The organism is Sutcliffiella sp. FSL R7-0096, assembly GCF_038595065.1.
Lineage (GTDB): Bacteria > Bacillota > Bacilli > Bacillales > Bacillaceae_I > Sutcliffiella_A.
The window spans coordinates 1751151-1764024 of sequence record NZ_CP152003.1; the positions used below are offsets into that span (position 1 = coordinate 1751151).

A 12874-nucleotide genomic window follows, 5' to 3' on the forward strand; every position below is an offset into this window, starting at 1 on the left:
TAATATCACTGCAACACTTCTGTAACAATGTAGAATTTGTAGTTGTTTCAAGTTTTAAATCTTATTACTATAAATCGATCAAAGGGGATGAATGAGGTATGAAAAAGGAAACGGTGAAGGTTATTCGTGCGCCAAGAGGTACCGAGTTAAATACGAAGGGATGGGTGCAGGAGGCTGCACTGCGTATGTTGATGAACAATCTTGATCCAGAAGTGGCGGAGATCCCGGAAGAACTTGTGGTGTATGGAGGGATCGGGAAAGCGGCGCGTAACTGGGAGAGCTTTGATGCCATTGTGGAATCCCTTAAAAACTTGGAGGAGGACGAAACACTTTTAGTCCAATCAGGGAAGCCAGTAGCTGTCTTCCGCAGCCATGCGGATGCACCGCGAGTACTCTTGGCCAATTCAAACCTTGTGCCAAAATGGGCAAATTGGGACCATTTCCATGAGCTCGATCAAAAGGGGCTTATGATGTATGGCCAAATGACAGCGGGTTCTTGGATTTATATCGGTACACAAGGAATTTTGCAAGGGACCTATGAAACGTTTGCGGAAGCTGCCAAGCAATCTTTTAATAATACGTTAAAAGGCACTATTACTGTAACAGCCGGACTTGGGGGCATGGGTGGGGCACAGCCGCTTGCCGTCACGATGAATGGTGGGGTGTGTATCGCCATCGAAGTGGATGAGCATCGAATCGACCGCCGCATAGAAACAAGATATTGCGATGTGAAAGTCAAAACAGTGGATGAAGCAATTCAGAAAGCCGAGGAATATAAGAAACTAGGAAAACCTTTATCTATCGGACTTCTTGGAAATGCAGCGGAAATCCTACCGCAGTTAGTAGAAAGAGGCTTCACACCAGAACTACTAACAGACCAAACCTCTGCCCATGATCCGTTAAACGGATATATTCCTATTGGTATGACACTCGAGGAAGCAGCAAGGTTAAGAAAGGCAGAACCGGCCCAATATGTGCAACTTGCAAAAGAAAGTATGGCTGAGCATGTGAAATCGATGCTTGATCTGCAACAAAAGGGTGCCATCACGTTTGACTATGGAAATAATATTCGCCAGGTCGCGTTCGATGAAGGTGTAAAGAACGCGTTTGACTTCCCGGGATTCGTGCCGGCATTTATACGTCCACAGTTCTGTGAAGGAAAAGGGCCGTTCCGTTGGGTAGCGCTATCCGGAGATCCGGAAGATATCTATAAAACAGATGAGGTCATTTTAAAAGAATTCTCCTACAATGAGCATTTATGCAATTGGATCAAGATGGCTCGTGAAAAAGTGGCATTTCAAGGTCTTCCGTCTAGAATCTGCTGGCTTGGATATGGGGAACGTGCTCGATTCGGAAAAATAATTAATGAGATGGTTGCAAACGGTGAACTTTCCGCCCCGATCGTCATTGGCCGAGACCATCTGGATTGTGGATCTGTGGCATCCCCGAACCGGGAAACAGAAGCGATGCTTGACGGCAGTGACGCAGTGGCAGATTGGCCGATATTGAATGCTCTCATCAATGGTGTCAATGGTGCAAGCTGGGTTTCCGTTCACCATGGTGGGGGAGTCGGAATGGGGTATTCCCTCCACGCAGGAATGGTGATTGTGGCCGATGGTACGGAAGCTGCAGGAAAAAGACTTGAACGTGTACTGACATCCGACCCTGGGATGGGTGTGATAAGGCATGCTGACGCAGGCTATGGCCTCGCTAAAAAAGTGGCAAAAGAAAAAGGCGTGCACATCCCTTTACTGAAGGAGAGTGAGTAATTGATGCAACTAGATACACTACTAATCAACTGTGGGCAACTCCTAACAATGGATCATGAAGTAGATTTTGTCAAAGGTGAACAGATGAATGTTCTCCCCCACATTGAAAACGGAGCTATCGGCTGGAAAGATGGCATGATCCAGTTTATCGGGACAACCGAAGAAGCTAGAGAATGGCAAAGTGATAGTGTCATAGATTGTCAAGGGAAGCTTGTAACTCCAGGTCTTGTGGATCCACATACCCATTTGGTGTTCGGAGGATCGAGGGAGCATGAGATTGCGCTTAAACAACAGGGCGTACCTTACTTAGAGATTTTAAAACAAGGCGGGGGAATCCATTCAACGGTCAAAGCGACTCAGGAGGCAAGTTTTGAAGAATTGGTGGAAAAGGCAGATTTCCACCTAAAACGTCTACTTAGCTATGGGATCACGACAGTTGAAGCGAAAAGCGGTTATGGCCTAGACAGAGAAACAGAACTGAAGCAACTAAAAGTAGTAAAAGAGCTTCAGCGGAAACATCCTATGACGATCGCTTCAACGTTTCTAGGAGCACATGCAATTCCTAAAACATTTAAAGATGACCCGGAAAGCTTTCTTGATGAAATGGCAAATTTATTTTCTATCATAAAAGAAGAGCAGCTAGCAGAGTTTGTGGACATCTTTTGCGAAGAGGGTGTTTTCACGATCGAACAATCAAAGCAGTACTTAACAAAAGCGAAAGAGGCTGGTTTCTCCGTCAAGATCCATGCCGATGAAATTGTTTCTTTAGGCGGAACAGAACTTGCGATCGAATTGGAGGCGGCTTCAGCAGATCATTTGATTGCAGCGTCGGACGAAGCGGTGGAGATGTTCGGTTCTTCGGATACGGTGGCGGTACTATTACCTGGAACGACTTTCTATCTTAATAAAGATTCGTTTGCCAAAGCACGGGGAATGATCAATGCGGGAGGAGCGGTTGCCCTTGCGACCGATTTTAATCCTGGAAGCTCGCCGACAGAGAATATCCAATTCATCATGAACCTTGCGATGCTGAAATTAAAGATGACATGTGAGGAAATATGGAATGCCGTAACGGTCAATGCTGCAAAAGCAATCCATAAGGATGATATTGCCGGGCGCCTTCAAGTTGGCCGTCGTGCCGATATTGTGATCTGGAATGCACCAAACTATCAGTATGTCCCTTACCATTATGGTGTGAACCATGTGCATAGCGTGTTTTTAAACGGAAAGGAAGTTGCTAAAGGGGGAGCGATCCTTGAGTAGACCGGCTTTTTTACAGGCGGCAGGAGCTCCGCCATTCGTCGATCGTCATTATCCGAAAGCGGCAGAACTACTACAAGCATGGGACGGAGAGGAGGAGGTCACAGGGACGACCCTTATAGGAGTCCCTCTCTCCAAGCCTTCCATCAGTCATTCGGGTGCAAGTTTTACACCAGTCGTGGTGAGAAAACTGCTTCAGTCCTATTCCACCTATGCAGTGGAGGGGGAGGTGGACCTTCGGGAATCATCGATGCTGACCGATGCAGGAGACATCCATATGCATGCTACAGACATAAAGGAATCCTATCGAAGAATTGAAGAGGCGGTGTCCTCCCTACTAGGGAAAAATAAAGATTGTATCCCATTATTCATTGGTGGCGATCATTCCATCACTTTTTCAACCATATCTGGAATGAGTGAAGTGAAAACAGGGAAAATCGGAGTCATTCAATTTGATGCCCATCACGATCTTAGAAACACGGAAGATGGTGGGCCGACAAACGGTACTCCATTCCGAAGACTGCTCGAAGCGGAGGTGTTGGAAGGCGACCATCTGGTACAGATTGGAATCAGGAATTATTCCAACAGCTCCTATTATCATCACTATGCGAAAGAAAATGGGATTAAGGTTTTCACGATGGGTGATGTGAAAAGGAAAGGGATTCCTGATGTAATAAGGGAATCAGTGGAGCACCTAAAGGGAAAAGTGGAGCATATCTACCTATCCATTGATATCGATGTGCTCGATCAGGCGTATGCGCCAGGCTGTCCTGCCATCGGTCCAGGTGGGATGACAAGTGATCAGCTTCTCGAAGCAATCTATTTATTGGGAACGGAAGAAACGGTGTGTGGACTTGACATTGTGGAAATCGATCCTACCATTGATTTTCGTGACATGACCAGCAGAGTGGCCGTTCATTGCCTGTTGGAATTTTTACGGGGGAGAGCTTCGAAAAGATAGAAATATAGAATGGGGACTGCTGGATGCTAGCAGTCCCCATATCTATTTAGTGTATCGTTGTATTTTTGAAAAGTTTGTAAAGCGCCTGTGTGCCGCTCTCCGCCTCGCCCTGGGAGGAAAGTTTTACATACATTTCCCGTGCAAGAGAAAGCCCGGGAACATCAAGTCCCATTCGGTCCGCTTCATCCAGTGCAATTTCCATGTCTTTAATGAAATGTTTGACGAAAAAGCCAGGTTCATAGTTTCCGGCTATAATACGAGGGGCAAGGTTTGATAAGGACCAGCTTCCTGCAGCCCCGCTAGAAATACTTTTAAGTACATTCTCGGGATCAAGTCCTGCACTATCAGCATAAGCCAATGCCTCACAAACGCCAATCATATTAGTGGCAATGGCAATCTGGTTGCACATTTTCGTATGCTGGCCTGCTCCTGCCTCTCCTTGGTGGATAATGTTCGCCCCGAAAGTTTGGAAGATCGGCAAACAGGCATTAAAAGCCATCTCGTCTCCTCCGACCATTATGGTAAGGCGGCCTTCCCGTGCGCCGATATCTCCCCCGGAAACGGGGGCATCCAGACTATGAAGCCCTCGGTCCTTAGCTTTCAGATAAATTTGCTTGGCTAATGTAGGAGTGGATGTGGTCATGTCAATCAGGTAGGCGCCATCTCGTGCATGAGCCAAGATGCCGTTCTCTCCCAAATAAACTTCCTCCACATCCTTTGGATAACCGACCATCGTAATCACCACATCGGCACCAGCTGCAGCCTCCCCCGCACTAGCCTTCCAAACCGCACCACGCTCAACCAACCCAAGAGCCTTCTCCCTCGAACGAGTAAACACACTCACCTCATACCCACGCTCAAGCAAATGTCCCGCCATACTACTTCCCATCACACCCGTACCAATAAATGCAACTTTATGTAATTCGTTATTCATATGCAAATACCTCCTGGGGTCTGACCCCTTTTTTTCTTTTTTTATCTTTTTTTTCATTTTTTCATTCTCCCATTATACATCGTTCGCTGGCAGTCGGGTAGATTGCTTGAAAAGATGCAGGAGAGAAATATTTGTTTAGTTGTGGTAAGAGTTATGTTGATTAGTTATAATATTTAGAAAAATAAAGAAATTTGTAGTATAATAGGGAATATTGGAAGTGAAGTTGGAGCGGATAAATGAAATGAATCGACGATAGATTAGGAAGGGAGGAAAGTATATTGAGTACCCCCGACTCTTTATTGAAAAAAGAGAAGAAGCAATCTGTTGAATCTATTACAAAAGTACAAATGATCATTGTGGTATCGGAAAACGGAAACGTTCAATATGTATCCTCCACTTGTGAAGCTTTATTAGGCTATACAAGGAAAGAGTTGATAGATACTGGACTAGAGAAATGGATCAATTCGGAAGACCTATATTTAATAGAAAGCTTGATCTATCAACCTTCCCATCAGACCCACTGCTATTTCCGGATGAAAAAGAAAGATGGTTCACTCTTATGGATGGAGGCGGTCCTATCAGAAGTGAACTCACCGATGGGAGAGGAAAAGGAAATAGTTTTGCAGCTCTCACGTACATCAGACCATGAGAATCTTACAAAACAAGAGATAGGAAGCTCTATCGCGATGCCGACTTCCCGAAGAAAGCTTGAACAACAGCAGACAGAAATAGAAACAGATATAGATGATGAAGATTATTCTGCCTACGACTTAATTGAACACCTGCCAAACGGGGTCTTTATCTTTGTGGATGGAATAATCAAGTATGTCAATGAAGCTGGCACATCAATGCTTGGAGCTTATAAGAAGGAACAAATATTGGATACCTCCGTGTATGAATACATAGAAGAAAATTATCATGAAATCGTGGAAAAACGGATTAAATCTGTTCAACAAGGCTTTCGGGTTGGCCAGATGGAACAAAGGTGGAAGCGATTTGATGGAAGGGCGATTGATGTTGAAATCACCTCAAACCACACTACGTTTAAGGGGGAGCCTGCATCTTTTGTCATGCTCGTTGATATTTCACATAGAAAGAATTTTCATAAAATCCTTCAAAATAGTAGAGAGCGTTTTCGGAAATTGGTACAAAACTCCATCGACACGATTGCAGTGATTTGTGATGAAAAATGGACGTTTATCAATGAATCCGGCTTAAAGATGTTTGAAGTGGACAACTATGGAGAGATTTTTGGTCAGAGTATCTATGAAAATATCTCAAAGGAAGATTTTCAAAGAATATGGAAGGAGGTACACCTGCAGCACAATGGAACAAAGCTTCCGACATTTGTACAAGAGTGGACGACATTGAAAGGCAACGGAATTTTTACGGAGTTTGTCGGTATACCTACTACTTACCTTGGAAAAGATGCACTTCAGGTCATCATCCGGGATATAACAGAGAGGAAACAGGCGGAAGCATTGATGTTGCAATCGGAGAAACTATCGGTTGCGGGGCAATTGGCTGCTGGTATTGCCCATGAAATCCGAAATCCGTTAACCGCCATCAAAGGATTTTTTAAACTGCTTGAGAGGGAGATGGAGGAGAAAAAGGAGTACTTCCATATCATTGAATCGGAGCTCAGCAGAATAGAGCTAATCTTAAGTGAACTTCTATTGCTCGCAAAGCCACATCAAGTGTACATTCACGAGGTATCTGTTCACACCCTACTAAAAGATGTCGCAACGTTGCTCGAAACACAGGCAATCATGAATAATGTATGGTTTGATTTAAAGTTGAATGCAGATTATCCAATGTTTAAATGTGATGAAAATCAGATGAAACAAGTTTTTATCAATCTGATCAAAAACGGTATCGAGGCGATGCCGAACGGCGGAACCATTTTCATTGATACAAAAGAAGAGGAAGAGGAAGTAGTCATCAGGCTAAGAGATGAGGGCACTGGAATTCCGGAAGACATCATAGCCAGATTGGGTGAACCGTTTTTTACCACCAAATCGACGGGCACGGGACTGGGTTTGATGATTACATTCAATATTATTAAAAATCACGATGGTAAGATTCATGTTACAAGTGAAGTGAATAAGGGGACCATAATAGAAGTGCGATTTCAGAAAGCATAAGTTACGAGAATAATACTTTAGTATTAGGCATTTATTTCTTTTATCCAATAGTAAGAAAGCAAAGTTTTGCCTATGATGGAGTTGTACTCCATAACGAGTACGAGGAACTCCAGTTGGGAAGTGTTATACATTATGCCAGCTGGAGTTTTTCTTGCTTTGTCTCTGTAAGTCAGGAAAAGCTTTCTTTTCCAACTTTAAATTTTATCAGGATGGTTGATGTCAATGGAATTGCAATGGAGGAATTATCACATCTCCCAATTATATATGGGCTTTATTTCTTTGGTAGGACTTATGATGTTTGCCTATCATCTAGTTATATTTGAAGCATTTAGTTGGTCTCTAACTTTGTTGCTTTTGGTAATATTCCTTTTAATCTGTGAGTATTACCCAATGCCTATGCCAAGAGGACAGACCACACTGACCTTCCCGATTATTTATATAATGTATGTCGTTTTTGGTATTGATTTCGTCGTAATCGTTTATGGGTTGACGGTATTAGTAATCAATTTGATTCACCGTAGACCTTTACGGATACTGTTTTTTAATCCAGCACAATTGGTTATCAGCTTTTATCTTGCACATCTCATTCACAGATTGACGATGGAAAAACTAGCAGTGTCGGAATTCTCCCCATTAGCGATAGAGATTTTCGGCTTTTTTGTTATCATTACCTTTTTTTATTTAATCAATAATTTCATCGTCGACATCGTCTTATGGTTACGCCCCGAGAAATACCCTTTCCGGTTCTGGCTAGGGAAAACCAATGGGGAGGCAATCAGCTATGCGATCGCCTTTATTTACGGATGTCTCATTCACTATTTGGGAAGTCAAAACCGAGGGGAAGTAGACAGTTTTTCATATTTTTTCTTTTTTTCCCCTTTAGTAGGACTGTCATTGCTCAGTTCCATCATTGCAAGGTTGAAGGTGGAAAAGAACCGTATTAAAGCATTGTTTGATTTTTCTTCAGAATTGAATAAATCACTCCCGTCCCAAAGCTGGAAGGAACTTATTAAAAAGCTGATGAGTGATATCATGATATATGAAGATTGTCTCCTTTTTTTGCGAAACGATCATGCGAAGTGGGAATTGACTGTCTTGAAGGGGAAGCTGAAATCCGATTCCATTGAAAATGAAGTATTCTTCCGTATGGAAGCTATGGGAAATATGATGGTGTTCGATAAACGCGATTTGAATAAAGGACCGCTGACATCTTACTTCCGTCCGCAATCTCGATCTGCGCTATATGCACCTTTGCTATTTGAAAATGAAGTGATTGGATGTTTTGTCGTGACCAAAGCCCGTACAAAAAGTTTCACATTGGAGGACATAAGGGCGGTGGCAACCATTTCTAATCAGTTGGCAGGCTTTTTCAAAACAAAGCAACTTGTAAAAGAACAGGAACGGAGGGTAATCCTCGAAGAACGTAATCGAATTGCACATGATATCCATGATGGGATCGCACAGTCACTTGCCGGGGCTGTCATGAAGCTGGATACGTCCTTAAAAAAGATGGACTCCAATCCTGTGGAAGCCAAACAACTGATAGCCGCTAGCAATAATAGGTTGAGGGAAAGTCTTAAGGATGTACGGGATTCCATCTATGCTTTGAAACCCTACCCGACCGAGCAACTAGGTTTTCATACTGCTCTTGAAAAGAAGATAGCCGAACTGAAAAAAGATAAAACCTTAGGGCTGAATATCGATTTAGAAATCAGAGGGGAAAAAGGACCAATCAGCCCCATGACGGAAAAAGTAATGTTCGATGTTTTCCAAGAAAGTGTGCAGAACAGCATCAAGCATTCGAAGGCGACTGATTTGCATGTTTTAATGAGCTATAAGCGGGATCATATTTTATTGAAAATGACGGATAATGGTGTTGGCTTTTCGTTGTATCACGCGATGATCAAAGCGATGAATGAACCTCATTATGGAATACTCCAAATGAATGAAGCAGCTGAAAAAATCGGAGCGGCATTACAGATTGAAAGTAAGCCAAATGAGGGGACAGAGATAATACTTACAGTACCAAAACTCGGATTGGAAGGGACGAATAAAGATGATTAATGTCATGCTAGTGGATGATCATGCTATCTTACGGGACGGCCTGAAAACCATCATTTCTTTGGAACGCGATATGAAAGTAATTGGAGAGGCAACAGGTGGGAAAGAAATGGTTGCCTTGCTGAAAAAAGAACGTCCTCATGTAATTGTCATGGATATCAATATGCCTGAGCAGGATGGTATTGAACTTACAAAAATAGTAAAAAGGGAATATCCGCAGGTAAAAGTGCTAATCCTTACAATGTATAAGCATGACGAATATTTCATGTCTGCTATAAAAGAGGGGGCTGATGGCTACCTTCTGAAAGATTCACCTTCCGATCAGGTGATTGATGCGATTCGTACTGTATTCAAGGGGGAATCGATTATTCACCCGGCGATGACCAAAAAGCTAATCAACTACCATCAACAGGGAATTCAGCAAGCGGAAGACACTACCCTCACAGAAAGAGAAAAGGAAGTGCTCTTGTGCCTTGTGGAAGGGTTGTCCAATAAAGAAATTGCTCAACGCCTATTCATCAGTGATAAGACAGTGAAAATTCATGTAAGTAAAATATTTAAAAAGTTAGAAGTGAAAAGCCGTTCTCAAGTTGTCATTTATGCGGTACAGCATAAGATGGTTCCACTTCCTTAGTGTATTTGGCAATACCTTCTGGGATTTTACAGAAAATTCCCTATACATTTTTTATAAAGGATAGTATCATAGTAGACTAATCTGTGAAATAGGAGTTTAGAACATGAAACAGCATGAACAATGGACATCAAAAATTGGTTTTATCTTGGCAGCAGCTGGGTCCGCAATCGGGCTCGGGGCCATATGGAAGTTTCCTTATATGGCTGGTACCAATGGCGGAGGGATATTCTTTCTATTATTTATCCTCTTTACACTCCTGATTGGAGCGCCAATGATTTTGGCAGAGTTTATTATTGGAAGGTCTACACAAAAGGATGCCATAACAGCATATAAGGTGTTGGCTCCGAAAAAGAAATGGTATTTTATCGGTGTTCTGGGAGTGGCGGCATCGTTTATCCTCTTGTCCTTTTATAGTGTGGTAGGTGGATGGATTGTCACCTATCTAGGAAAGAGTATCTCGGGTGGTTTATCTCAATTCTCATTGGAGCAATACGGAGCGCTATTCGAACAGACAATAGCCAATCCCATCCAGGTCTTGATTGCACAATTCATTTTCCTGGGGATTACTATTTGGGTCGTCCAAGCTGGGGTCCAAAGTGGAATTGAAAAGGCCAGCAAAATTTTAATGCCATTATTATTCATTATTTTTATTGTATTGCTGGTTAGATCCCTCACTTTGGAAGGTGCAATGGAAGGTGTTCGCTTCTTTTTACAACCAGATGCTTCCTTGATTACGGCAAATACATTCTTAATGGCCTTAGGAATGGCTTTATTTTCTTTAAGTGTAGGTATTTCTATTATGGTCACTTACAGTTCCTATCTGGAAAAAGGCGAGAACTTGGTACGTTCGGCAGGATCGGTTGTCGGACTCAACATTATCATTTCGTTATTATCGGGTCTAGTCATCTTCCCTGCGGTATTCGCATTGGGATTGAGGCCGGATGAAGGGCCAGGTTTGGTCTTTGTTGTACTACCGGCAGTGTTCGATCAACTGCCGCTTGGCGGACTGTTCTTGACCATGTTCCTGATTCTTCTTTTGTTCGCAACCCTGACTTCCGCTTTTTCCATATTGGAGATTATTGTTGCGGTTATTGTAAAAGACAATCAGGAAAAGAGAAGAAAAATTGCAGTCATTGCCGGTTTAATCATTTTCGTATTGGGAATTCCTTCTGCTTTATCATTTGGCTTACTATCTGATATAATAATTGGAGGTCTACTTGTTTTTGATGCAGCAGACTTTCTGGTAAGTAACATCGGACTTCCTCTTGGTGCATTTTTGATCTCATACTTTGTCGGACACAGAGTCCCTAAGAACATTTTAGAGGATGAATTCTTCCAAGGATCATCAGTTAAAAAAGGCTTGTTCCAAGTGTGGTATTCATTGATTAGATATGTCATACCATTTGCGATCATCCTTGTGTTTCTACAATCATTAGGTGTTTTTTAATATAATCACGAAAAAACGTCGGGCATTTTTGCTTGGCGTTTTTTTTTGTGCGGAAAATATTGATGGTACTACCAAAGTAGTAAACAAGATAGTACAGATACTCTGTTTTTTTACAACGTATGCCTAATAGCTGGGATTGGTAGGGTATGAGAAAATACAACTAATTAATCTTACTATTTTAAAAATTCGAAAAGGGGTTATAGGATGAAAAGAAGGGTTTCTTTTTTATCTACAGGGGTTCTATTATTGAGTCTTTTAGTACAATCCGTTTGGATGCAAGGTCTCCAACAGGTGAACGCCAATAATGTCCAAAGTGAAATAGGCATTCTGGATGAGTCACTGGAGAAAATTTTTAAAACAAATGATGGGCCGGTTGAAGTAATCATTTCTTTTGATGGCGATGGTGGAGTTATGTCGCATCATAAAGAGCTTCTGGAAGAGATAGGAATACAGGGGGCCATCGGATATCAAAGTTTACCTATTGTAGGGGCTCTGGCGACAAAGGAGCAAGTAGATCAAATTCTGGAGTGGGATAATGTGATCTCCGTTTATTACAACCAGAAACTTCAATATGAAAATGATGGTGCCACTGCCTATACTGGTGTGGACCGGGTTCGTGAAGATGAAGCATTCCGTAAATGGAATGACGGGATGCCTGTTAGTGGTGATGGAATTGGAATTGTCATCAATGATAGTGGAGTAGATGGAACACACAATGATATAAAGTTCGGCAATAATCTTGTTCAAAATGTCCTTGGCAGCACCAATCTGCAGGGAGTTACCGGCATTCTCCCGATAACATATGTCGAAAATGTTCCTAATACCGATTCAAGCTCCGGACATGGAACGCATGTCGCAGGTACTGTAGGTGGTACGGGAGCGATGTCAGGGGGTAAATACGAAGGGGTGGCACCCGGAGCGAATTTAATAGGTTACGGTTCCGGAGCAGTTGTTGCGATGCTTGATACACTTGGTGGATTTGATTATGCATTGACTCATCAGCAGGAGTACAACATCCGCATCATCACAAACTCATGGGGAACAACCAGTGATGCTGGTAAGGACTTTGATCCCTATGACCCAATCAATATAGCAACAAAAAAGCTGTACGACCGTGGCATTGTTACTGTTTTTTCTGCAGGAAATTCGGGACCTGGAGAAGCGACCATTTCCGGAAATTATAAAAAGGCGCCTTGGGTCATAACAGTGGCAGCGGGCTCCATAGAAGGGGAGTTAGCAGGCTTTTCATCAAGAGGCTTGGAGGGGAATGGGGGATCTGTGTTAGTGGATGGGGAGGAATATTTTTGGGTGGATCGTCCAACCATCACTGCACCGGGTGTAGACATTGTCTCTACTAGGGTATTCACTCCGTTATCCGCGCTAAGCGCACAAAAAGATTTGGAATATATCTCACCTGCACATCTGCCGTATTACACCACATTCAGTGGGACTTCGATGGCTGCCCCGCATGTCGCAGGAATCATCGCGTTGTTGTTGGAAGTGAATCCAACATTGGATGTTTTGGAAATAAAGGAGATTCTTGAAAGTACGGCCACGCCAATGGAAGGATATGCAAAATGGGAAACGGGTGCTGGATATGTTGATGCCTACAAAGCTGTCTCAAAAGCAATTCAATAAACTATTCATTGGAAAAGAGGGGAAGT

9 protein-coding genes are annotated in these 12874 nt (G+C 42.8%); 8 read left to right on the plus strand and 1 reads right to left on the minus strand.

Annotated features, from left to right (window positions below; translation table 11 throughout):
• Positions 1-98: 98 nt before the first annotated feature.
• The 3 genes from hutU to hutG are packed head-to-tail and all read left to right on the plus strand — an operon-like array spanning position 99 to position 3990.
• Entirely contained in the window at positions 99-1769 is a 1671-nt protein-coding gene (gene hutU / locus MKY77_RS09005) for a urocanate hydratase (protein ID WP_339145508.1), read from the plus strand.
• Positions 1770-1772: 3 nt separating this feature from the next.
• Positions 1773-3032 (plus strand): imidazolonepropionase, encoded by a 1260-nt coding sequence (gene hutI, locus MKY77_RS09010; protein ID WP_339149770.1) that lies wholly within the window; start codon positions 1773-1775, stop codon positions 3030-3032.
• A complete protein-coding gene (hutG, locus tag MKY77_RS09015; RefSeq protein WP_339145509.1) occupies positions 3025-3990 on the plus strand; it encodes a formimidoylglutamase in 966 nt (321 codons plus the stop codon). Before hutI ends, hutG begins: the two co-directional genes overlap by 8 nt.
• 46 nt (positions 3991-4036) lie before the next feature.
• On the opposite strand, the gene MKY77_RS09020 is transcribed toward hutG, so the two are convergent.
• Entirely contained in the window at positions 4037-4924 is an 888-nt protein-coding gene (locus tag MKY77_RS09020; RefSeq protein ID WP_339145510.1) for an NAD(P)-dependent oxidoreductase, read from the minus strand.
• A 278-nt stretch (positions 4925-5202) separates the two neighbouring features.
• Here MKY77_RS09020 and MKY77_RS09025 point away from each other — a divergent pair, with 278 nt between their 5' ends.
• From MKY77_RS09025 to MKY77_RS09045, 5 genes are all read left to right on the plus strand, one after another.
• A complete protein-coding gene (locus MKY77_RS09025; protein ID WP_339145511.1) occupies positions 5203-7068 on the plus strand; it encodes a PAS domain S-box protein in 1866 nt (621 codons plus the stop codon).
• Positions 7069-7290: 222 nt separating this feature from the next.
• Positions 7291-9132 carry a GAF domain-containing sensor histidine kinase gene (locus MKY77_RS09030; protein WP_339145512.1) on the plus strand — a complete coding sequence of 614 codons (1842 nt, stop codon included), beginning with the start codon at positions 7291-7293 and terminating at the stop codon, positions 9130-9132.
• Positions 9125-9763: a response regulator transcription factor gene (locus MKY77_RS09035; RefSeq protein WP_339145513.1), complete on the plus strand. Its 639-nt coding sequence runs from the start codon at positions 9125-9127 to the stop codon at positions 9761-9763. The genes MKY77_RS09030 and MKY77_RS09035 overlap by 8 nt, the downstream gene beginning before the upstream one ends.
• A gap of 103 nt (positions 9764-9866) precedes the next feature.
• Positions 9867-11210: a sodium-dependent transporter gene (locus tag MKY77_RS09040; RefSeq protein ID WP_339145514.1), complete on the plus strand. Its 1344-nt coding sequence runs from the start codon at positions 9867-9869 to the stop codon at positions 11208-11210.
• 246 nt (positions 11211-11456) lie between these two features.
• Positions 11457-12848 (plus strand): S8 family serine peptidase, encoded by a 1392-nt coding sequence (locus MKY77_RS09045; protein WP_339145515.1) that lies wholly within the window; start codon positions 11457-11459, stop codon positions 12846-12848.
• Positions 12849-12874 lie beyond the last annotated feature (26 nt).